Source organism: Polaribacter sp. AHE13PA (assembly GCF_019278505.1).
In the GTDB taxonomy this organism is placed as follows: Bacteria; Bacteroidota; Bacteroidia; order Flavobacteriales; family Flavobacteriaceae; genus Polaribacter.
This window is the reverse complement of sequence record NZ_CP058985.1, coordinates 2752210-2774263: the sequence shown is the minus strand read 5'-3', so window position 1 is coordinate 2774263 and position 22054 is coordinate 2752210. Positions and strand designations below refer to the sequence as shown.

Genomic DNA, 22054 nt, shown 5'->3' with positions numbered 1-22054 from the left:
AACTTATTCCGGATTTTTAACAGTAAAGACATTTCCGTCTAAGTAGTAGTTTGCACGTAATTTTAATTCCTGAGGATAATAAATAATGCTTTCCGGTTGTTGTTTTAACAAGTAATTACCAGTGTCCCATTTATTGTTTTTATTTTCATCAATAATGGCTCTAATAAAATATGTTTTTGGTTCTAATAGATTGTATCGTATTTGCCCAGAACCTGTAATAAAGCGTCTTTCTATAAGTTTGTCTTTGTTTTTTCCTTCTAAAAGTTCAATAATTAAATGATTAGAAGTTTCGTTTACAATATCCATGGTAATTCTTCCGTAATCTTCAATTTCTTTTGTAGTAAATTTGAAGTTTAAAGTATCGTTTTTTTGTTCAAAGATATCAGAAATAGCGTCTGGCATCATCTTAAAAGCATATTTCTGTTGTGGTTCTTTATCAAAAATAAAGGCTATTTTATTTTCTATGTTAGAAATTATACTAACAAAAGGAACTGATAATGTATCTTTATCTACCAAGGTAATCTTGCTCGTATCAATTTTTACAAGCGGGTTGTTTCCTTTTATAAAAAAAGTATCCCTAAGTTGTAGTGTTCCACTTACAGAAGAACTTAAAATTAACGAGTCTGTTTTTTTCTTCCGAAGATTTACAGTAACTGTATCTATAAATCTATCGTTTGTAACTATAAAATTTAAAGAATCCGCTTCAAAAGGTTTGTACCAGTAATTTAGTGTGTCTTTATCTATTTCTAGCTTAGAAACACTTCTAAAGTCTTCTGGAGTATCAGAAATAATTTGAACTTTTAGATCTTTTATGACACCTTCATAACCAAATTCAATTTTACCTCTTGTAATTTCTTTACCACGTTTAAATGAATAAGGTTGAGTTTCTTTAAATAATATTATTGGTTTTTTTATAATACTATCTCTAGGTAAAGTTATGGTATCTGTAAAAAAACCTATTTTATCTTCCCTTGGATTAAAAAGGTAATCGTTGACAGTTTCTTTTAAAGCAACCATTAAATACTTACCTTCTTTTAAGTTTGTAAGGTTAAAAAGAGAAGTGTCTAAAGAACTTGTTACATAATTTGGTTTCTTTTTAAAAACGATGGAATCTGTAAAAGAACTATCTATTTTATATAATAAAACATTGATGTTTTTTTGACTTTCGTCTAAATAAGCATCTTTAATTTTACCAGAAGTAGAAAGTGAGTCTATATATTTACCAGTAGAAAAAACATATTTAAAACTTTCTAACTTGTTTCCTTCATTATTATCTTCAATAGCATTACCAAAGTTTATAATATAGGTAGTGTTTTCTTGTAAAGTATCAAGTATTTTGATGTTTAAAAATTTACTAGCCGTACTTTGTGGTGTAACTAATAAAGGTGTTTTTAAAGGAGGAGAAACAATTAGTTGTTTGTTTAGGTCCTTTAATTTTATATACTCGTTAAAGTTTAATTCTATTTCTTTTGCATCAAAATTAATGGTTTCATACGCTGGTTTAGAGGTCACGAACAAAGGGGCGTCTTCGTCTTTAGGACCACCTTCTGGGTTTCCTGTTCTTGCGCAGTTAGTTAAAATTACAATTGAAATGCTAAAAAAAATTAATCTAAAAAAGTGTCTCACAAAAAGTAAATTTTATACAAATTAACAATATATTTTTGACTTAAAAATCATAAAGTTTATTCGGTGTATGCCATTGTTAAAATACTAATTTTTACACCTTCGGTTTTTTGCAGCTCTTTTGCACAAGCTTCTAAGGTTGCACCAGTTGTAATAACATCATCAATTAGTAAAATGTGTTTATTTTTTAAGGCTGTTATGTTAGATAACTGAAATTTTGTATCGTTATTATTAAAACGCTCAAAACGAGCTTTGAAAGTTTGAGTTTTTGAGGAGGAAGTTCTTAATAAAATATGTTCTACAAAGGTTTTATTTAGGTGATTACTTAAGGATTCTCCAAATTTTGAAACTTGATTATAACCTCTTTCCCTTCGTTTTTTAGGATGCAACGGAACTGGAACAATAACATCAATAGCAGAAAATTCATTATTTTCTATTAACATCTCTCCCAGCCAATTTCCGAAAAACACACCTACTTCTTCATTTCCTTTGTATTTTAATTCATGAATTAATTTTTTGGTAATCCCTATTTTTCTGTAAAATAATAAAGAATATGCTTTTTCTATGGTAATTCTTCCATAGAATGTTTTAGTTATTTTATTTTCAGAATAGTTTGTAAAATTAGTTAAAGGTAAGTCGTGCCTGCAAAATGTACATATTGCATTTTCATTCTTAGTGAGTTGATTATCGCAATTTGCACATAATTTGGGGTAAAAAAGATTGAATAAGTCTTTTAAAATTCGCATTTTTACAAAGCCTTTTTTTTTAGAAAGATAAGATTATAATTTAAGAATAAGATTTGAACAACAGAATAAATTTTTTTAAAGAGTCAATAAAGAACTTAAAGACCTTAGGAACTGTTACACCGAGTTCTCGATTTTTAGCAGAAAGAATGTTAAAGAAAATAGATTTTTCTAAAGTAGAAGTTTTAGTAGAATTTGGTCCTGGAAACGGAGCGATAACCAAACTTATTTTAGAGAAGTTACCCATTAATGCAACTCTAATTTGTTTTGAAATTAATGATTGTTTTTACAATGAACTATCTGAAATAAAAAACAAGCAACTTATTGTTGTAAAATCATCCGCAGAAAAAATTGAAGAAGAACTAAAAAAACTCAACTTAAATAAAACGTGTCACATTATTTCTAGTTTGCCTTTAACCATCATTCCGGAGGAAGTTGCAGATGAAATTTTAGAAAAATCTTTTCGTGCTTTAGTAGATAATGGAACCTTTATTCAGTTTCAGTATAGTTTAACATATTTTAAAAAACTTAAAAATGTGTTTAATCAATCTATATCTTTAGGTTTTGAGCCCTTAAACTTCCCTCCAGCTTTTGTTTATCATTGTAAAAAGGTAGGTTAAAATTTTATTGATATATTTTTATAAAAGTTTCTTTAACTCTTTCTGATAATAATAAATAAGGAACAATAACTCCTGTAGAAATAAAACTTTTTAGTAGTTGATTTTCCTCTACACTTGTTAAACTATTAACACCTGTTATGGCTGTTGCTAAAAATGAATCCGCTACTATAAATACCAAATAAACGATTAAAAAGATTGCATATACTCTAGGAAAACTACTTCTCTTTTTTATAAATAAAACAATAATTAGTGGTAAAAAGACTAAAACTGCTGCGTTAAATATTGTTTCAATAATTAATAATAGCCCTATAGAGAAACTAAAGTCTGTGCCACCAAAATAGACTAACCAATCTCCATTTAAATATACTTCTGTATTTAATAAATCCATAAAAACCCTTATTGGTGAGATACAGAGTCCAATACCAATTAAAATTAACCAACCACCAATAGGTTTATTTTCTTGATAATAAGATTCAATTTTTGGTGTTACATCGTAGTGATAAAGTTTAAAAGCTAACCAAGTAAAAAATATTAAAAAACAAATAAATATAAAAATGCCTAAGTATTTTAATGCTGAACCAGTTGAGGTAGAACTACCTCCTGTATTATAGGAAATGTTGTAGTTTAACTCACTATCTAGTTTTTTTAAGTCATTATAAAATGCTGGAAATTCGGCTACACTTACAAAGTCCTTTTGTATTTTAAGTAAATGTTTTAAAGTTAATATATTTTTAGATTTATTATATAATACATCAAAAACGTAAAAAATATTTGGAGAGTTCAAGTTAAAATTGTCTTCATCAACATTCCATTCTTCTGGTAACTCTACATTAATGGTGTGGCTTCTTGTAATAGGATAACTAAGTTCGAAAGGTGTTTCTCTTTCAATTTTAGAAGGCATTGATAGTACATTTGTTATTGTGTACGGTGTAAAATCTACACCAATCTGGTTTTCGTTGTAGGATGGTTCCCAAATACTATCAATCTTATAAGTTTCGTTTATTGTAAATGTGTTTGTTTTAAGATTGTCTGTATATTCTGGTTTGCCTAAACTTTTTATATTCGCATGATAGTCTGAGTAAAATTTTTCAAACTCTTTTTGGATGTTGATAATACTATTGTTTTTAAAATAAAAACGAATATTATCAGCCTCTGCTTCACTGTAAATACTAGTTATTTTTAAGATTGCACCTTTGCCAACTTCCTCTAAAATATAATTATCTGTTATATCGATGGTGTTTTCTGCAAACGGAAAAATTTCTTCGAAATCTTTATTTCCTTTTTTAAGAACTAATCCAAATCTATAATCAGGAAAAACAACTTTATTAAAAGTACCACCTTGATTTGTGATTGTTGGGTCATACCAACGCTCACCTTCATTACCATCGATAACTTTAACTACACAATGATTAAAATGAGCAGGATTTGGCAATAAATTGGTAACAGTTTTCTTTAGATAAGTACTCACTAAAACAGGATACGCTTCAATGTTCATTTGATTAAGCATGGTTACTAATAATAGGCTTTTGTCTTTACAGTCACCAAATCGTTGGTTATAAACCTTGTTAGGAGACGAAGGTTTGTAAGCGCTAATTCCGTTTTCTAACCCTAAATATCTTACTTCATCTTGCACAAACCTTAATGTAGCTTCTATTTTTAGACCTTTAGTATTGTTTTCTTTATCAATTTCTTTAATTTTTTTTAATAAACTGCTAGATAGATTGTTTTTAACTTTAAAAAGTTGAACACCCCAATCAATTAAATTTTCCCAAGATTTGTAATTACCTATTTCTATAAAGTTAGCATCTAAAAACCACGAAGGCGTATTGTCTTCAAAATGGGTGGCACTAATATTTTCTTCTAATAAAGTATACGTGTATTTGTTGTTATTAAAAGTTTCGTTAAACTTTAGTTGGTTTTTAAATGACTTTACTTCAAGTTTATTTTTAGAGTTAATTCTTACATTTATTTTACCTATCGGATGTGAATTGTCTAAATTATAATACTCTGCAAAATAATTTTTATGAATAGGGTTGTACCCCTTTCGTGTAAAACTATAAGCTATAATATCTCCAACTCTTACATCGCTAATATGAGTTACTGCAGACAAACTACCGTCATAGATATAATTTTCTGCATCTAACTCTTGTCTTATGGTTTGAAATTCTGAATTGTTGAGTTTACTGATGGTTTGGCCATTTCTTATAATATCAATTTCATGAAAACTAAGGTTTTGATAACTTGGGTCAAAAGAAATATTAATACTCGATGCTTCTTGTATACCTACATTTTCCGTAATTTTAGTGACAACTTTAAAATAATTTTCTTCGCTACCTACTTGTGTTTGTTGATCATATAAGAGAATTAAAGTTCCCTGTGTTATTTCATCAAAATTAATATCTGGCTCGCTGGCATAGGTTTGAACTTCAACCCAATTAGGTGTTGATGTTTTTTTAATCTGAGCAAAATTTAAAGAGATAAATAAGAAGGAGAAAACAACCGTAAAAAGGCTTTTTAACATGTTATAAAAGTTTTAACAAAAGTAATTTTTAATATATAAAAAATTGATATAAATAATTTATTTTTGCTTTATGGCAAAACAAGAAGATCAATTTAAGAAAGTATTATCGCACGCTAAAGAATATGGTTATGTTTTTCAGTCTTCTGAAATTTATGACGGATTAAGTGCGGTTTACGATTATGCTCAAAACGGAGTTGAGCTAAAGAAAAATATTAGAGATTATTGGTGGAAAGCAATGGTGCAGATGCACGAAAACATTGTAGGTATAGATGCTTCTATATTAATGCATCCTACAACTTGGAAAGCTTCTGGACACGTAGATGCTTTTAACGATCCATTAATTGATAACAAAGATTCTAAAAAACGTTACAGAGCTGATGTTTTAATTGAAGAATATTGTGCTAAAATTGAAGGTAAAATAAATAAAGAAGTTGCTAAAGCAGAAAAACGTTTTGGTGATGCTTTTAATAAAGAAGAATTTTTAGCGACCAATGGAAGAGTTGTTGGGTATCAAGAAAAAATAAATACAATTTTAGCAAGAATGGGTTCTTCTTTAGAAAAAGAAGATTTAGCTGACGTAAAGTTATTAATTGAAGAGTTAGAAATTGCAGATCCTTTAACAGGTTCTAGAAATTGGACGGATGTAAAACAGTTTAATTTAATGTTTGGTACTAAATTAGGTGCTTCTGCAGAAACTGCAATGGATTTATATTTGCGTCCTGAGACAGCACAAGGAATTTTTGTAAATTTCTTAAACGTGCAAAAAACGGGAAGAATGAAAATTCCTTTCGGAATTGCACAAACCGGTAAGGCTTTTAGAAATGAGATTGTTGCAAGACAATTTATTTTTAGAATGCGTGAGTTTGAACAAATGGAAATGCAATTTTTTGTAAAACCAGGAACTCAAAAAGAATGGTATGATGCTTGGAAAGAAACACGTTTAAAATGGCATTTATCTTTAGGAATGGGAGCGGAGAACTACCGTTTTCATGACCACGATAAATTAGCTCACTATGCAGATGCAGCAGCAGATATTGAATTTAACTTCCCTTTCGGATTTAAAGAATTAGAAGGTATTCATTCTCGTACAGATTTCGATTTAAAAGCGCATGAAGAATTTTCTGGTAAGAAACTACAGTATTTCGATCATGAAGAAAATAAAAGTTACACACCTTATGTAGTAGAAACTTCTATTGGTTTAGATAGAATGTTTTTGGCGGTTTTTTCTAACTCTTTACAAGAGGAAGCGTTAGAAAACGGAACTACAAGAACTGTTTTAAAATTACCTGCAGTCTTAGCGCCTTTTAAAGCAGCTATCTTTCCTTTAGTTAAAAAGGATGGTTTGCCAGAAGTAGCGTGTGAAATTATGGACGATTTAAAATGGGATTTCAACGTTTTTTACGATGAAAAAGATGCCGTTGGTAAACGTTATAGACGTCAGGATGCAGCAGGAACACCATTTTGTATTACTGTAGATCATGAAACTTTAGAAGATAAATGTGTTACTATAAGACATAGAGATACTATGGAGCAAAAACGTGTTGCAATAGCCGATTTAAAAGAAATTATTAAAGCAGAAGTAGATGTAAAAACTTGGTTACAGAAAATGTAATTAAATTTTAAGGATAAAAAAAAGCTGAATCTCAATTGAGATTCAGCTTTTTTTTTTGCTTTTAAAATAAGTGTTATGCTGCTATTTTGTCTGCACAACAAGCCATTTTACAGTCTTCTTTACAAAAGGTTGTTCCATCTTCATTAACAGAGCAACAAGCTTTCTCTGCTGCTGTAGTAGTAGTTTTGTTTTGGCAAGTTTCTTTACAATCTTCTGTACAAGTATGTGCTACTTTTTTAGGAGCAATAGAAGCTTTATAAAGTTCTCCGCCAGCAATACCGCTAACAAAAGCAACTAAATCTTCTTTAGAAGTTGTGTTTGCATCAAAGGCAATGTTTGCAATGCTATCTGTAAAAACAACTTTAGCATCTATAACACCTTCTTTTTTAGATAATTTAGATTGAATCGTTTTAGCACAACCAATTTCGCAAGTCATACCAGAGATAGCTAAAGAAACGTTCTCTTTTTGTACGGTTAGTTTTTCTTTTTTAACTTCACTTTTACATCCTATTAAAAGGAAACAAGCAAGTGCGAAAGAAAATAATATTTTTTGAATTTTCATTATTATAAGTTATAAAATTATTTTACAAATTTATTAATAAAAGCCTTGACTTTTAAATTTTTATAGATTTTTGTACTAATTTTAAATAAAAAAAGGTTGAAAACCGAAATCTTCAACCTTTTATACTTTTTTAAAGTAGCTTATTTAAAATCTTCGTCAGTAACACCTTCGTTAATTTTAATTTCTGTAACCTCAAATTTTATATCCATAGGTCCCATTTTCTGTCCCATTGAAAATGGAAATTTGACACCCTTTACTTCTTTGTAATTAGAAAAAGTAGAAGGTACTCTTACTTCTTTTCCATCTGGAGTTTTTACAACTTGAACTTCTTGTAATTTTAATCCAGATTTTATATCAAAAAATATTTCTTTATCATCATATTTAATAACGTAAGCTTTGGTGCCTTCTAAAGGTTCAATTCTTAAAAGCTCTCCTTCTTTATATGCTAATTCTCCTATAATTGTATTTTTAGCTTTTGATTTTGTAATTTCTTCTGCTGTCATTTCTTTTTTGTTACCTCTTGCTTCTTGGTATCCTGTTTCACCATCAAAAACCATTTTTTGTAAAACTTGTCCCATTCCAGAAACAATAACAACACTTTTATTAGGTGCAGCAGTTTTTGTTACTAAAGAAATATCCATTCCTTGTACTTTTGCCGCAGAAGTAATTGAAACAGATTCAATTGCCATCAATTTATCTTCTCCTCCAATAGCATCAATGTAAGAATCAATAACAGAACTTGCAGTAACGCCTTCTGGAATTGCTATAGTCATCTCTGGCTTTTCAGTAGCATTACCATTTTTATCAAAGTAGTTGATGGTGTACCCTGTTTTTTCTAAATTATCTAAAACATCAATTGCTTTACCAGTAACAATTATACGAGCTTCATCACTTTTAAAGTATTTTAAAGCTGCATTTTGAACATCTTCTGCAGTAACAGCATTTATGTTAGTTAAATAGTTTTCGTAAAAATCTGTTGGTAAATTATAACGAGCAATATTTAAAGCAAAACTAGCCGCAGTTGCAGGTTTTTGTACATCCATAACAAAGTTACCAACATATTGTGCTTTTGCATTTTTTAATTCTTCTTCGGTAACTTTTTCAGTACGAATTTTATCGGTTTCCTTTTTAATTTCTACTATAGAACTGTCTGTAACTACGTTACGAACACTTGCAGAAGCTCTAAAAGTTGCCGCTACTTTACTCTGTCTAAGGCTAGAATAAGAACCATAAGTGTATCCTTTGTCTTCACGTAAATTCATAAATAAACGTGCAGTTCCACCACCACCAAGAATATTGCTTGCTAATAAAGCTGCATAATAATCTTTGTCGCCTAATTTTAAATCGATATTGTTAGCAACTACAACTTCTGATTGCACTGCGTTTGGCATATTAATAAAATTGATTTCTGTTTTAGAAACATTTTCTGGTTTTTTGAAAGTAACTTCTGGAATATCACTTTTTTCCCATTTTTTGAATAAACTTTTTACTAATTTTTTAGTAGCTTTTATATTGATGTCTCCAACAATAATTAAATAAGCATTGTTTGGCTTATAATAAGTATTGTAGTTAGTTTTAACATCATCTAAAGTAATGTTGTTTACAGTTTCTTTAGAGATAAACTCTCCATAAGGATGGTTTTTACCATACAATAAAGCGCTTTCTACTCTTCTTGCAGTACTAGTAACATTTTTTTCGTCAGATTTTAATCCGTCTAAAGTAATTTTAATTTCTTTATCGAATTCTTCTTGCGTAAATTGAGAGTTTATAACTCCGTCTGCCATTAATTCTAATATCTCCGGGAAATATTTTGTTAATGACCTTGCAGAAGCACCAGAACTGTAAAAATTAACTCCAGCTCCTAAGAAATCTACTTTCTCATTAAATTCATCTTTGGTAATATTTTTTGTTCCTCTTCCTAATAAACTTCCCATTATGCTAGAAACTCCTGCCTTGTCTCCCTCTACAACAGGTTTGTTGTCTATAGTTAAACTAGCAGATGCTCTTGGTAATTTATGGTTTTCTACCATAATTACTTGTAAGCCATTTGATAAAGTAAATTTTTCTGATTTACCTAATTGAACCTTTGGTGCTGGTCCTGGTTTAGGTTGTTGGCTTCTATCTATTTGTGCAGTTGTAGCAAAAGACATTGCTATAAGTGCGATAAGTGATATTATCTGTTTTTTCATTGTATATGTCTTTTGTTAATTATTTTTTAGGTAAATATTCTAAAGTTACTCTTTGATTTGGGTTTAGATATTTTTTAGCAACTTCTCTAATATCTTCACGAGTAATAGAACGATAAATTTCAATTTCTGTATTAATTAAATTTGTATCTCCGTATAATACATTGTATCGTGCCAAAGAGTTTGCAATTCCCTCTACACTAGAGTTAGAGTTTACAAATTGATTTTCGAATTGATTTTGAAGTTTTTGGTATGTTTTTTCTGAAATTAATTCTGTTTGTAACGTTACAATTTCTTCATCAATTTCTGTAACTATGTCTGCTAATTTAGTATCACCTTGTGGTAAGCCAAAAATAATATATGTTCCGTAATCTTCTTGACTTAAGTTAATAGCACCAGCTTGTAATGCCATTTTTTTAGTATCTACTAACTTTTTATATAACACAGAACTTTTTCCTGTACTTAAATAAGAAGAAATCATATCTAATACTCTAGAATCTTTTGTTTTCATAGACGGCGTTCTGTACGCTGTCATAATCGCTGGAATTTGAATGTTAGGGTCGTAACCTTTTGCTGCTATTGGTGCAGTAATAGGTTCTTCTTCTATTACAGTTCTTTCAATATCTGCTCCACGAGGAATTGGTCCAAAATAAGCTTCAATTAAACTTTTTGCATTTGCAACGTCAATGTCTCCTGCAACAACTAAAGTAGCGTTGTTTGGTACATAGAATTTTTTATTAAATGCTAAAAAATCTTCTAAAGTAGCATCATCTAAGTGTTGCATTTCTCCAATTGTTGTTCCTTTATATGGATGTTTTTTAAAGATTTCTTTTTTTACATATTCTAAAAAACGAGAATAAGGTTGGTTATCTACTCTTAATCTTTTTTCTTCTTTTACAACTTCGTTTTGAGTATCTACACCATCTTGACCAATAATAGGATGTAATAAACGCTCAGATTCCATCCATAAACCTAATTCTAGATTGTTAGAAGGAAATATTTCATAATAATAAGTTCTATCATCAGTTGTATTGGCATTATTTTTTCCACCATTTGCCGCAACTATTTTAAACCATTCTCCTTTATCAATATTTTCTGTTCCTTCAAATAACAAATGTTCAAAAAAGTGAGCCATACCAGTTCTGTCTGGTTGTTCGTCTTTTGCACCAACATGGTACATTACTGCAGTTGTAACTACGGGTGCAGATTTGTCTTGATGTAAAATAACGTGCATTCCGTTATTTAAGTCATACTCTTCAAATTCTACTTGTTGTGCATTTATAGAAAATGCGATTAAAAAAGCAGAAGTAAGAGATAAAATACTTTTCTTCATGTATTAATTTTTAAGTTATTAATTGATATTTGTTTGACGCTGGCACCTTAAATATGTTACAGTATTTATTCAAACATTTTATAGATCTACCAAAAATAAAAATTTAATTATAGAATTCTTAGTGAATAAGGTTTTATTTACTTGATTTTGATGTGATTATTTTTTATTAAAAGATATTGTAGAGTATTAAAAAAGATGTATATTTGCACCCGCATTTTCATTAGGATTGTGCACAAATAATTAGTAATAAACGCAAAACAAATAGTATGTACGCAATCGTAGAGATGGCAGGGCAGCAGTTTAAAGTTGCAAAAGACCAAAAAGTATACGTTCACCGTTTACAAGGAGAAGTAGGATCAAAAGTTACTTTTGATAACGTTCTTTTACTTGATGAAAAAGGAAATGTAACTATTGGCGCCCCAGCTATAGAAGGAGCTTCAGTAACAGCTCAAATTTTAAGTCACTTAAAAGGTGATAAAGTAATCGTTTTCAAGAAGAAAAGAAGAAAAGGTTACATTAAGAAAAACGGACACAGACAATTTTTAAGCGAGATTCTTATTGAATCTATTGCTGCTTCTGGTAGCACAAAAGCTGCTCCTAAGGCAACTAAAGCTGCTCCAAAGAAATCTGCAAAAGCAGACGACTTAAAGAAAATTGAAGGTGCTGGACCTAAAGCTGCAGAAGCTTTAGTAAATGCAGGTCTAGATACTTTTGCAAAAGTAGCAAAAGCAGATCCAGCAAAATTGAGTGAAATCTTAACTGAAGCTAGTTCTAGATTATCTCATTTAGTAACAACTACTTGGCCTAAACAAGCTGGTTTAGCTGCAGAAGGTAAGTGGGATGAATTAAAAGAATTACAAGATAGATTAGACGGAGGTATTGAAAAATAATTCCTAAAAATTTAACTTTAACCTATAAAAACTCAATAACATGGCACATAAAAAAGGTGTAGGTAGTTCGAAGAATGGTAGAGAATCAGAATCGAAACGACTAGGAGTAAAAATATTTGGAGGACAAGCTGCAATTGCAGGAAATATTATTGTTCGTCAAAGAGGAACAACTCACAATCCGGGAGAAAACGTTTACATGGGTAAAGATCATACTTTACATGCAAAAGTTGACGGTGTTGTAGAATTCCGTAAGAAAAAGGATAACAGATCTTATGTATCTATTACTCCATTTGAAGCTTAGTCTATTTAAGTTTTAAAATTATTAGAAACGCTCAAACATGAAAATGTTTGAGCGTTTCTGTTTTTAGAAATTATTACGAGAAAATTAATTGCTTTTTAGATTACTAAAATAAATCGTTTTATGTTTTAATAAAGGTAATTCAGGTGATAAATGAGTATAGATCGAGTTTATTAAATAAATTTCATAATAAGAATAAAAGCAAGTTGTTGTAATAGGGGATGGGTGTAAATACGTGTTTTTTAGATTATTATAGCTGTTTTTTGGGTATTTACAACTGCTAGTCATTTTATAGTTGTATATTTAACATGAAATTTAATTTACTTGTAACATTTTTTTCGGGGGAATATGAATGTTATTAATAATAGTTATTTTTCATAAATAAAAATAAGCTACTCTTAGGGTAGCTTTTTTTTTTATCTAGTTAATTATGTAGAAGCTTAGTTGTTACTATTTCGTATTTTTACGGCTATGAAATTTTTATACAACTTTGTCGTTTTTATAGCAGCTCTGTTACTGCCAATAATTGCTTTATTTAATAAAAAAATAAAACTTTTTGTATCTGGTAGAAATCAAGCATTTTCTAAAATATTAGCCTTAAAGAATTCAGAAGTTATTTGGTTTCATGCAGCTTCTTTAGGCGAGTTTGAACAAGCAAGGCCAATTATAGAAGCAATTAAAAAAGAATACCCATCATATAAAATTTTAGTCACATTTTTTTCTCCTTCGGGATATGAAATTAGAAAAGATTATAATTTAGCAGATGTTATTTGTTATTTACCTTTAGATTCTAAAGCAAAAGCAAGAAAATTTGTAGAAACTGTAAATCCTAAATTTGCCGTTTTTGTAAAATATGAATTTTGGCCAAATATTTTAAATGAATTAAAATCAAAAGAAATTCCTACAATTTTAGTTTCAGGTATTTTAAGGGAAAAACAATTGTTCTTTAAGAGTTACGGAGGTTTTATGAGAAAATCTTTAGAAGCTTTTCATCACTTTTTTGTACAAGATGAAAATTCTAAAAATTTACTAGAATCTATCAACTTTAAAAACGTTACCATTGCTGGTGATACTCGTTTTGATAGAGTTTCTAAAATATTAGAACAAGATAATTTGTTAAGTTTTATCAATCAGTTTAAAGACAATAATTATACAATTGTTGCTGGAAGTACTTGGCAAGAAGATGAAGCGTTGTTGGTAAATTACATAAATAATAATGCTACAGAAGATGAGAAGTTTATTATTGCTCCACATAATATTAAACATGATGCAATTTTAGAATTACAGAATTCCATCAACAAAAAAACAGTTTTATTTTCCACTAAAGCGGATAAAAACCTCGCTGAATACCAAGTTTTTATTATTGATACGATTGGTATTTTAACTAAGATTTATGCCGCAGCAGATTTGGCTTATGTTGGTGGAGGTTTAAAAACAGGGTTACATAATATTTTAGAACCAGCAACTTTTGGGATTCCTGTTGTGATTGGTAATAATTACGACAAATTTAAAGAAGCCGTAGATTTGGTAAAAATTGGTGGCTGTATTTCAATTGCAAATCAAGAAGAATTTACATCTAATCTTATCAGTCTAAAAAAGGATGAAAACTTTAGAAAGTTAACAGGAGTTATTAATAAGAGGTATATTGAAGATAACCTTGGAGCAACAAAATTAATTATGAATTATTTAAAAGAGAAGATTTAATAATGGATTTTATATTACAACCTTGGGCTTGGTATGTTGGTGGCCCTTTAATAGCAATATCATTACTCTTATATTTTTACTTTGGTAAAAATTTTGGAGCATCAACAAATTTTGAAACATTGTGTACCATTGCAGGTGCAGATAAAGTGTCGGATTATTTTAAGAAAGATTGGAAAGACAGAGATTTTGCATTGATGTTTGTAGTTGGTTTAATAATTGGTGGCTTTATTTCTGCAAATTTTCTAACGCCAAATCAAGCAATAGATTTAAACCCAAAGACAGTGCAAGAATTAACAGATTTAGGTTTTTCTAATGTTGGAAGCGAATATTTTCCTGATGAAATTTTTAGTGAAGATGTTGTCTTTTCTTTAAAAGGGTTTTTAATTTTAATTATTTCTGGAGTTTTAATTGGTTTCGGAACCCGTTATGCTGGTGGTTGTACTTCTGGTCACGCAATTACAGGTTTAAGTAATTTAGAGTTGCCTTCTTTATTGGCGGTAGTTGGTTTTTTTATTGGTGGTATTATTGCTACGTGGTTTATAATTCCAATTTTATTTTAGCAAGGTTTGGCATTAAAAAAAAATAATTAAAAATTTTCACTTCGAATATAGTCAACAAGTTCGTTGGAAATTTAAAAATATAATTCAATGAAAAACATCAAATTTTTAATATTAGGAATCTTTTTCGCAATCGTTTTAAGCAAAACGCAAGCAATTAGTTGGTATCGATTTTACGAAATGTTTAAGTTTCAATCTTTTCATATGTTTGGAATAATTGGAGGAGCAGTTGTAATTTCTATGATTTTTATGCAGCTTTTTAAAAGTGGAAAAATAAAAGACATTCACGGAAATAAAATAATACCAAAACCGAAAGAAAAAGGTTTTGTAAGAACACTTTTAGGAGGAACTTTTTTTGGTTTAGGTTGGGGTATTTCTGGTGCTTGTGCAGCTCCAATTTTTGTAATTCTTGGTTTCGAATTAATTCCGGCTTTAATTTTATTGTTCGGATCGCTTTTAGGAACGTTGCTTTATGGCGTTTTAAGTAAAAAACTACCAAATTAAATGAGCAAATTAGTAGACGGTTTTGGTAGACAAATGGAATATGTGCGACTAGCAGTTACAGATCGTTGTAATTTGCGTTGCCAATATTGTATGCCTGCGCATGGTATAGATATTGTTCCGAGACAAGAATTACTTACCTTTAAAGAAATGTATCGTTTAATTCGTGTATTAACCGAATTAGGGGTAAATAAAGTCCGTTTAACCGGTGGAGAACCTTTTGTGCGTAAAGATTTTGTTAGGTTTTTAGAGATGTTATCTTTTAATGATTTATTAGATGAAATTAATATTACTACAAATGGTGCGTTAATTTCTCATCATATTTCTAAGATTGAACAATTAGAAAAAGTAAAAAAAATCAATTTAAGTATTGATAGTTTAGATCGAGAAAAGTTTGCGAAAATTACAAGAAGAGATGTTTTGCCTGAGGTTTATAAAACCTTTGAATTACTAGAGAAAAGTAGTTTAGATTTAAAGCTAAACGTAGTAGTGCAATCTGGTTTTAATACCGATGAAATTGTAGACTTTGTACGATTGACAAAAGATAAAAATGTTGCGGTTCGTTTTATTGAAGAAATGCCTTTTAACGGAAAAGGACAGCGTGATATGAAAGAAAATTGGACTTTCAATAAGATTTTAAATGAAGTAAAAACGGAGTTTGATGTTACCGAAGTTCAGTCAGAAAAATCATCAACTTCTAGAAATTATAAAGTAGACAATCATTTAGGAACTTTCGGAATTATTCCCGCCTTTACAAGAACTATTTGTAACGATTGTAATAGAATTAGAATTACAAGTACTGGTACATTTAAAAACTGTTTGTTTGATGAAGGTGTTTTTAATTTAAGAGATTTTATTAGAAAAGGCGCTTCTAATGACGATTTAAAAGAATTGTTTTTAGGTCTTGTAAAAGAAAAGCCAGAAAATGGATTTATAGCAGAAGCAAATAGAAAAGATGGTGGTGCTTCAGAGAGTATGAGTACTATTGGAGGATAAAAAAGTGTAACCGTGTAAATGTTTAATTGTTTAAAACAGCACGCAACAATTACACAACTAAACATAGAACAATTACACATTTATAAAAATGATTTCAGTAAAAGAAGCTTTGCAAACCGTTTTAAATTCAAACCAAAATTTTGGAGTTGAAGAAATTTCGTTTATAAAATCTGTAGGTAGAATTCTAAAAGAAGAGATTCTTGCAGATAGAGATTTCCCTCCTTTTAATAGGGTTTCTATGGATGGAATTGCAATTGATTATCCTGCATTTAAAAATGGACAAAGAGATTTTAAAATAGAAGGAATTCAAGCTGCGGGAAGTGAACAGATCTCGCTTAAAAATCCTGAAAACTGTATTGAAGTTATGACTGGAGCTGTTTTGCCTAACAATGCAAACACAGTTATTAGATATGAAGATGTAACGATAATAGATGAAATTGCAACCATAAATATTGATGTAATTAACGATGCTCAAAATGTTCATCCGAGAGGAAAAGATGGACAAAAAGGAGATGTATTAATTGAAGAAAATAAAATAATTTCTGCTGCAGAAATTGGTGTTTTAGCAACGGTTGGTAAATCAACAGTAAAAGTTGCAAAACAACCTAAAGTAATGATTGTTTCTACAGGTGATGAATTGGTTGGTGTAGCTGAAATTCCGTTAGAACATCAAATTAGAAGGAGCAACGTATTTACGTTAGTGTCTTTGTTAGAACGTTTAAGTATTCCATCGGAAACAGCACATATTACGGATGATAAGCCAATTTTAAAATCGAAAATAGAAAGCTACTTGCAAGAATATGATGTGTTACTTTTTAGTGGCGCCGTAAGTAAAGGGAAGTATGATTTTTTACCAGAAGTTTTTGATGAATTAGGGGTAGAGAAATTGTTTCATAAAGTTACACAAAGACCTGGGAAGCCATTCTGGTTTGGAAGAAGATCTTTTCTTAAAGAAAATGATTTAAATTCTGATAATCATACAAATGATAAATACAAAAAGAACACAATTGTGTTCGGATTTCCTGGGAATCCAATTTCTACTTTTGTAAATTGCTTAGCCTATTTTTACCCTTGGTATTATAAATCTGTAGGCATAAAATTGGAAGAAGAAACGGCAATTTTAAATGCTGATGTTTCATTTAAACCTAACTTAACGTACTTTTTACAAGTAAAATTAAGTTCAAGGTTTGGACATTTAATTGCAACTCCAATTACAGGAAATGGTTCTGGAGATTTAGCTAGTTTGGTGAAAACAGATGCTTTTATTCAGTTACCAAATGATAAAACTGAATTTAAAAAAGGAGAGGTTTTTCCGATAATAAGATATAGATAATGAGCGATTTTAGTCATTTAAACGAAAAAAATAACCCTAAAATGGTAAATGTTTCTGATAAGAAAATTACCAAAAGAACGGCAATTGCAAAAGCAACCATGTTTTTAGGAGAAGAAGTAATTGCTCATTTTACAAATGATGAGTTATTTACTAAAAAAGGACCAGTTTTTCAAACGGCAATTATTGCTGGAATTCAAGGTGTAAAAAAGACCTCAGAATTAATACCAATGTGTCATCCGTTGTTGATTAACGGTGTGGATGTTGATATCAATATTATAGATTCAGAAAATATAGAAGTTTTTTGTGAAGTTACTATTACAGGGAAAACAGGAGTAGAAATGGAGGCTTTAACAGGCGCAAATATTACTTGTTTAACCATTTATGATATGTGTAAAAGTATTAGTCAAGAAATGGTGATTAAAGAAGTGAAGCTGTTGAAAAAAACCGGAGGAAAATCTGATATTAATAATAAATAACTTTCTATCATTCCGATCTTAGGAGAAATCACATAAAGTTACAAAATTTTGGAATTCTACATGGTGAGATTTCTCAATCGCTTAAAAAGGCTCATTTCGAAATGACAATTGTTTTAGAAACAATAGAATAATAATATGAAAAAACACAGTAAACATACCAATTTAGAAAGAAGAGATAACGATAATTTTGCTCCGAATGAAATTGCAATTTTGGGCACAAATTGTGGGGTTATTTCAGATTTAGTTCATAAAGTCTCTCAAAATTTATCAGATTATAAATTGGCTTATTTTGATGCTTCTCATGCTAAGGATGTCGTGAAAAATAACTTGTCAGAATATGTGTTTCATCACGAAGGGAATTTGCAAATAACCACTTCTGGAAATGTAAATAAGTTTGAACAACGATTACAGTTTGCTCAATACGATTATGTTTTTATCAACGGAAATCATTATCAAGGAGCAAAACAAATTTTAATTTTAGATGAAGCAAAAGAAGCTTCTGTTTTAAAAAGATTAGATCAGTTAGATAGTATTCAGTTTATAGTTAAGTTGAGATCAGAAACTGAATATTTTAACTTTTTAGAAGAGAAATATCCGCAGATAAAAAATATCACTTGTTATACTATTAATGAAATCGATGCGATTTCTAATCATATTCATAATTTAATTCTAGAAAAAATTGCTCCTGTAAAAGGTTTGGTTTTGGTTGGTGGTAAAAGTACAAGAATGGGAACGGATAAATCTGAACTCGATTATTTTGGAAAACCACAGAAAAAAGTGGTAAAAGAATTGTTAGAAAATAATAAGTTAGAAACCTTTTATTCTGTTCAGAATTCATCAGAAAAAAAAGATGAAATTTCAGATAAATTTATCAATTTAGGTCCTTTTGGAGGGATTTGTTCTGCGTTTCAAAAAGACCCAAATGCAGCTTGGTTTGTGTTGGCAACAGATGTTCCTTTTGTAAATGAAGAAATTATTCAGTTAGTTTTAAAATACAGAAATCCGAGTAAGGCAGCAACGGCAATTAAGGGGAAAGGTAAAGATTTTCCGGAACCTTTAATTACTATTTATGAGCCGAAAGCATACGCTATTTTATTACAATATTTAGCGCAAGGATATTCTTGTCCGCGTAAAATGTTAATTAATTCTGATGTAGAAATTGTTGAAATTGATGATGATTATATTAGAAATATAAATACTCCAGAAGAGTTTAATGAAGCTAAAAAAGAGCTAAATTAGTTGTAAATTAGAATGTTTAAATTTATGTAATCTCACTTTTATTATGAAAACAAAATCTTATTTTTTTATTCTTCTTTTCGGAATACTTTTTGCTAGTTGTAAACCGGAACTTTCTACAAAAGAATTTATGGTAGATAATTGGGAAACCACTTACCTAAAAATAGAAATGTATACGGTTAATAATACAGATTCTTTGCAAGTTTACGAAGACAAATTTGATGATAATCCAGAATTAGTAGCACAATCTCAATATAATAATGATGGTACCTTTTCTGCTTGGTTTAAAAACACAAAAGGAGAGCAAATATCTAAAGCTATTGGAGAATGGGATGTAGTTGGAGATTCTTTAAAAGTAGCTTTTAACTATGGAGGAAAAGATAAGAAAGTAAGCTACTTTATTGAAAGAACTACAGAAGGTTTTGTAGGGACAAGTAAGTATGATTGGGATGAGGATGGAAACTTTGATGACCTGTTAACCATGAAGACAAAGAGAATTAAATTAGATTAGATTTGGTGAGTTTTAAAAAAATATCCTTAAGAATACGTATCTTTTTATCAATGATTTTATTGGTGTTATTGGCATCTGTATTAATCTTGGTGGTTACTATTTATCAATATGATGAACAGACAAAAGACTACAATATTCAGCGTTTTGAACGTAAAGAAGCTACTACCAAAGAAATTATAGAATTAGAGCTTAAAAACAAAACAACCTACCCGGTAAATACTGAAAATTTAGCTAAAATATTTAAAGAACGTATTTTTGAAATATCATCTATTAATAAGTTAAATATCTCGTTTTACGACTTAAAGGGGAATTTACTAAAATCTTCTACGGCAAATGCTTTTGAAAAGGTAGATATAAAACCGCTTCCTATAAATGTTTTAAAAGAATTATCGCAAAACTCTAATCATAAAATATTAAAAACAAGTGTAGAAAATGGAACAGGTTATCAATCTTCGTACTCGTTTATACATGATCCAAAATTTAAAAGAATAGGTATTATTGAGCTACAGTTTACACAAGATAATTCTGAGATAGAACACGAATTGAGAGAGTTTATGTTGCGATTGGGTGTGGTTTATATATTAATGTTTCTAATTGCAATTGCAATTGCATATTTCTTATCAAGTTATATTACAAGGTCTATTAAATCGATTTCTGATAAAATGCAGCAGACACGTCTTAATAAACGGAATGAAAAGATTATTTTAGATAAGGCTAGTTCAGAAATAGAAATTTTGGTGGAAGCATACAATCATATGATTGATGAATTGGGAGAAAGTGCTGCTAAATTAGCTAAAAGTGAGCGAGAACAGGCGTGGCGTGAAATGGCAAAACAAGTAGCGCACGAAATTAAAAATCCTTTAACTCCAATGCGTTTAACAGTGCAAAGTTTTGAGAGAAGGTTTGATCCTACAGATGAAAAAGCAAAAGAGAAGTTAAAAGAATTTAGCCAGACTTTAATTCAGCAGATAGATGTTATGAGTTCTATAGCATCTGCTTTTTCCGATTTTGCTAAAATGCCAACTCAAAAGAAAGAACAATTAGATGTAATTAGTGTTGTAAAGTTTGCTTTAGATATTTTTTCGGAGCGTTATATTAAATACTATCCGCAAGAAAAAGAATTGCATGCTAATTTAGATAAAACTCAATTAATTAGAGTGATTACAAACTTAGTTAAAAATGCAATTCAGGCGGTAAATGTTGAGGAAAACCCTTTAATTGAAGTGAAAGTTTTTTCTGAAGATCTAAATATAAAAATTACAGTTTCTGATAATGGAAAGGGAATCTCTGACGACCTAAAAGACTTAATTTTTGAACCTAAATTTACTACAAAATCAAGTGGAATGGGATTAGGTTTAGGTATGATAAGAAATATTATTGAAGCTTATAAAGGAACCATTTCTTTTACTTCTAAAGAAGGATTAGGTACTGTGTTTACTGTGGTATTACCAAAAAGTTAATATAATCATTGCCTTGAATGTGAAGGATAGGTAACTAAATTTATAAAAAATGAAATTTGAGAATATTTTAATTGAGAAAAAAGATAGTTTGGCTAAAATTACTATCAACAGACCCAAAAAATTAAATGCTCTTAATAAGGCTACAATTATAGAACTGAATGAAGCTTTTGAAGAATTAGAAGATGATGCTAATATTAGGGTAATTATTTTAACGGGTAACGGAGAGAAAGCTTTTGTTGCAGGAGCAGATATCTCTGAATTTGCAGATTTTTCTGTAGATGAAGGAACCAGATTATCTAAATTAGGGCACGATACTTTATTCGATTATGTAGAAAATTTGTCTACACCTGTTATTGCAGCCGTAAATGGTTTTGCTTTAGGCGGTGGATTAGAGTTGGCAATGTCTTGTCATTTTAGAATAGCATCTGATAATGCAAAAATGGGCTTACCAGAAGTTTCTTTAGGGGTTATTCCAGGTTATGGAGGTACTCAGCGTTTGCCACAATTGGTTGGTAAAGGAAAGGCGATGGAAATGATTATGACCGCTGGTATGATATCTGCTGAAGAGGCAAAAGAATATGGCTTGGTAAACCACGTTACTCCTCAAGAGGAGTTATTGTCATTAGCCGAAAAAATAGCAAGTAAGATTATAAGAAATTCTTCGGAAGCAATAAGCGCCGCTATTAGAGCAGTTAATGCAGGTTTTGAAGATGGTGTTAATGGTTTTGATGTTGAAGTAGATGAATTTGGAGAATGTTTTGGAACAGATGATTTTATAGAAGGTACAGATGCATTTTTAAATAAAAGAAAACCAAATTTTTAGAAATAGATATAAAAAAAGCGAGTCTAAATTAGACTCGCTTTAAGCATCAAAGTATGGCAGTAGATCGAT

At 29.8% G+C, this 22054-nt stretch carries 20 protein-coding genes; 14 read left to right on the top strand and 6 right to left on the bottom strand.

The genetic code is table 11. The features are described 5' to 3' along the window. Window positions 1-3: 3 nt before the first annotated feature. Together H0I28_RS11890 and H0I28_RS11885 are read right to left on the bottom strand one after the other, a co-directional pair. A complete protein-coding gene (locus H0I28_RS11890) occupies window positions 4-1626 on the bottom strand; it encodes an Ig-like domain-containing protein (RefSeq protein ID WP_218731701.1) in 1623 nt (540 codons plus the stop codon). A 56-nt stretch (window positions 1627-1682) separates the two neighbouring features. Next, window positions 1683-2369 (bottom strand): ComF family protein, encoded by a 687-nt coding sequence (locus H0I28_RS11885; protein ID WP_218759244.1) that lies wholly within the window; start codon window positions 2367-2369, stop codon window positions 1683-1685. A 53-nt stretch (window positions 2370-2422) separates the two neighbouring features. Between H0I28_RS11885 and H0I28_RS11880 the strand changes: the two genes are divergently transcribed. Then, window positions 2423-2986, top strand: a complete 564-nt coding sequence (locus tag H0I28_RS11880) for a class I SAM-dependent methyltransferase (RefSeq protein ID WP_218754580.1) — start codon at window positions 2423-2425, stop codon at window positions 2984-2986. A 4-nt stretch (window positions 2987-2990) separates the two neighbouring features. Here H0I28_RS11880 and H0I28_RS11875 read toward each other — a convergent pair whose 3' ends face one another. Then, window positions 2991-5507, bottom strand: coding sequence for a DUF2569 family protein (locus H0I28_RS11875; protein WP_218759243.1), 2517 nt, complete (start codon window positions 5505-5507; stop codon window positions 2991-2993). Window positions 5508-5577: 70 nt separating this feature from the next. On the opposite strand from H0I28_RS11875, the gene H0I28_RS11870 reads away from it, so the two are divergent. Beyond that, window positions 5578-7119 carry a glycine--tRNA ligase gene (locus H0I28_RS11870; RefSeq protein ID WP_218759242.1) on the top strand — a complete coding sequence of 514 codons (1542 nt, stop codon included), beginning with the start codon at window positions 5578-5580 and terminating at the stop codon, window positions 7117-7119. A gap of 73 nt (window positions 7120-7192) precedes the next feature. On the opposite strand, the gene H0I28_RS11865 is transcribed toward H0I28_RS11870, so the two are convergent. The 3 genes from H0I28_RS11865 to H0I28_RS11855 all read right to left on the bottom strand — a co-directional run bounded on the left by H0I28_RS11865 (window position 7193) and on the right by H0I28_RS11855 (window position 11200). Further along, entirely contained in the window at window positions 7193-7681 is a 489-nt protein-coding gene (locus H0I28_RS11865) for a cation transporter (protein WP_218759241.1), read from the bottom strand. Between the two features lie 140 nt (window positions 7682-7821). Continuing rightward, window positions 7822-9870: a pitrilysin family protein gene (locus H0I28_RS11860; protein WP_218759240.1), complete on the bottom strand. Its 2049-nt coding sequence runs from the start codon at window positions 9868-9870 to the stop codon at window positions 7822-7824. Between the two features lie 19 nt (window positions 9871-9889). Further along, on the bottom strand, window positions 9890-11200 hold the full coding sequence (locus H0I28_RS11855; protein WP_218731694.1) for a pitrilysin family protein: 1311 nt from the start codon (window positions 11198-11200) through the stop codon (window positions 9890-9892). Window positions 11201-11466: 266 nt separating this feature from the next. On the opposite strand from H0I28_RS11855, the gene rplU reads away from it, so the two are divergent. From rplU to H0I28_RS11795, 12 genes are all read left to right on the top strand, one after another. Further along, on the top strand, window positions 11467-12090 hold the full coding sequence (rplU, locus tag H0I28_RS11850; protein WP_218731693.1) for a 50S ribosomal protein L21: 624 nt from the start codon (window positions 11467-11469) through the stop codon (window positions 12088-12090). 40 nt (window positions 12091-12130) lie between these two features. Continuing rightward, window positions 12131-12391: a 50S ribosomal protein L27 gene (rpmA, locus tag H0I28_RS11845; protein WP_036782547.1), complete on the top strand. Its 261-nt coding sequence runs from the start codon at window positions 12131-12133 to the stop codon at window positions 12389-12391. Between the two features lie 468 nt (window positions 12392-12859). Further along, window positions 12860-14092, top strand: a complete 1233-nt coding sequence (locus tag H0I28_RS11840; RefSeq protein ID WP_218759239.1) for a 3-deoxy-D-manno-octulosonic acid transferase — start codon at window positions 12860-12862, stop codon at window positions 14090-14092. Window positions 14093-14094: 2 nt separating this feature from the next. Continuing rightward, window positions 14095-14652: a YeeE/YedE family protein gene (locus tag H0I28_RS11835; protein ID WP_218731691.1), complete on the top strand. Its 558-nt coding sequence runs from the start codon at window positions 14095-14097 to the stop codon at window positions 14650-14652. An 87-nt stretch (window positions 14653-14739) separates the two neighbouring features. Next, the gene (locus H0I28_RS11830) at window positions 14740-15153 is read left to right on the top strand and encodes a DUF6691 family protein (protein ID WP_165731796.1); all 414 of its coding nucleotides are present in this window, start codon (window positions 14740-14742) and stop codon (window positions 15151-15153) included. After that, the gene (gene moaA, locus H0I28_RS11825) at window positions 15154-16146 is read left to right on the top strand and encodes a GTP 3',8-cyclase MoaA (RefSeq protein WP_218759238.1); all 993 of its coding nucleotides are present in this window, start codon (window positions 15154-15156) and stop codon (window positions 16144-16146) included. Window positions 16147-16234: 88 nt separating this feature from the next. Continuing rightward, window positions 16235-17479 carry a molybdopterin molybdotransferase MoeA gene (locus tag H0I28_RS11820; protein ID WP_218759237.1) on the top strand — a complete coding sequence of 415 codons (1245 nt, stop codon included), beginning with the start codon at window positions 16235-16237 and terminating at the stop codon, window positions 17477-17479. After that, entirely contained in the window at window positions 17479-17955 is a 477-nt protein-coding gene (gene moaC / locus H0I28_RS11815; protein ID WP_218731687.1) for a cyclic pyranopterin monophosphate synthase MoaC, read from the top strand. The genes H0I28_RS11820 and moaC overlap by 1 nt, the downstream gene beginning before the upstream one ends. Window positions 17956-18090: 135 nt before the next feature. Then, window positions 18091-19194 carry an NTP transferase domain-containing protein gene (locus tag H0I28_RS11810; RefSeq protein ID WP_218759236.1) on the top strand — a complete coding sequence of 368 codons (1104 nt, stop codon included), beginning with the start codon at window positions 18091-18093 and terminating at the stop codon, window positions 19192-19194. 43 nt (window positions 19195-19237) lie between these two features. Next, window positions 19238-19702: a hypothetical protein gene (locus H0I28_RS11805; protein WP_218759235.1), complete on the top strand. Its 465-nt coding sequence runs from the start codon at window positions 19238-19240 to the stop codon at window positions 19700-19702. Window positions 19703-19752: 50 nt separating this feature from the next. Beyond that, window positions 19753-21162 (top strand): PAS domain-containing sensor histidine kinase, encoded by a 1410-nt coding sequence (locus H0I28_RS11800; RefSeq protein ID WP_218759234.1) that lies wholly within the window; start codon window positions 19753-19755, stop codon window positions 21160-21162. Between the two features lie 49 nt (window positions 21163-21211). After that, window positions 21212-21985, top strand: a complete 774-nt coding sequence (locus H0I28_RS11795; protein WP_218759233.1) for an enoyl-CoA hydratase/isomerase family protein — start codon at window positions 21212-21214, stop codon at window positions 21983-21985. Window positions 21986-22054: the final 69 nt, after the last annotated feature.

What these genes read in the sequence shown, in the direction of transcription:
- H0I28_RS11855 (WP_218731694.1), bottom strand. Translation starts at nt 11,200, where the DNA reads ATGAAGAAAAGTATTTTATCTCTTACTTCTGCTTTTTTAATCGCATTT.
- H0I28_RS11865 (WP_218759241.1), bottom strand. Translation starts at nt 7,681, where the DNA reads ATGAAAATTCAAAAAATATTATTTTCTTTCGCACTTGCTTGTTTCCTT.
- rplU (WP_218731693.1), top strand. Translation starts at nt 11,467, where the DNA reads ATGTACGCAATCGTAGAGATGGCAGGGCAGCAGTTTAAAGTTGCAAAA.
- H0I28_RS11795 (WP_218759233.1), top strand. Translation starts at nt 21,212, where the DNA reads ATGAAATTTGAGAATATTTTAATTGAGAAAAAAGATAGTTTGGCTAAA.
- H0I28_RS11800 (WP_218759234.1), top strand. Translation starts at nt 19,753, where the DNA reads ATGATTTTATTGGTGTTATTGGCATCTGTATTAATCTTGGTGGTTACT.
- H0I28_RS11820 (WP_218759237.1), top strand. Translation starts at nt 16,235, where the DNA reads ATGATTTCAGTAAAAGAAGCTTTGCAAACCGTTTTAAATTCAAACCAA.
- H0I28_RS11885 (WP_218759244.1), bottom strand. Translation starts at nt 2,369, where the DNA reads ATGCGAATTTTAAAAGACTTATTCAATCTTTTTTACCCCAAATTATGT.
- H0I28_RS11875 (WP_218759243.1), bottom strand. Translation starts at nt 5,507, where the DNA reads ATGTTAAAAAGCCTTTTTACGGTTGTTTTCTCCTTCTTATTTATCTCT.
- H0I28_RS11840 (WP_218759239.1), top strand. Translation starts at nt 12,860, where the DNA reads ATGAAATTTTTATACAACTTTGTCGTTTTTATAGCAGCTCTGTTACTG.
- H0I28_RS11805 (WP_218759235.1), top strand. Translation starts at nt 19,238, where the DNA reads ATGAAAACAAAATCTTATTTTTTTATTCTTCTTTTCGGAATACTTTTT.
- H0I28_RS11870 (WP_218759242.1), top strand. Translation starts at nt 5,578, where the DNA reads ATGGCAAAACAAGAAGATCAATTTAAGAAAGTATTATCGCACGCTAAA.
- rpmA (WP_036782547.1), top strand. Translation starts at nt 12,131, where the DNA reads ATGGCACATAAAAAAGGTGTAGGTAGTTCGAAGAATGGTAGAGAATCA.
- moaA (WP_218759238.1), top strand. Translation starts at nt 15,154, where the DNA reads ATGAGCAAATTAGTAGACGGTTTTGGTAGACAAATGGAATATGTGCGA.
- H0I28_RS11830 (WP_165731796.1), top strand. Translation starts at nt 14,740, where the DNA reads ATGAAAAACATCAAATTTTTAATATTAGGAATCTTTTTCGCAATCGTT.
- H0I28_RS11860 (WP_218759240.1), bottom strand. Translation starts at nt 9,870, where the DNA reads ATGAAAAAACAGATAATATCACTTATCGCACTTATAGCAATGTCTTTT.
- H0I28_RS11810 (WP_218759236.1), top strand. Translation starts at nt 18,091, where the DNA reads ATGAAAAAACACAGTAAACATACCAATTTAGAAAGAAGAGATAACGAT.
- H0I28_RS11835 (WP_218731691.1), top strand. Translation starts at nt 14,095, where the DNA reads ATGGATTTTATATTACAACCTTGGGCTTGGTATGTTGGTGGCCCTTTA.
- moaC (WP_218731687.1), top strand. Translation starts at nt 17,479, where the DNA reads ATGAGCGATTTTAGTCATTTAAACGAAAAAAATAACCCTAAAATGGTA.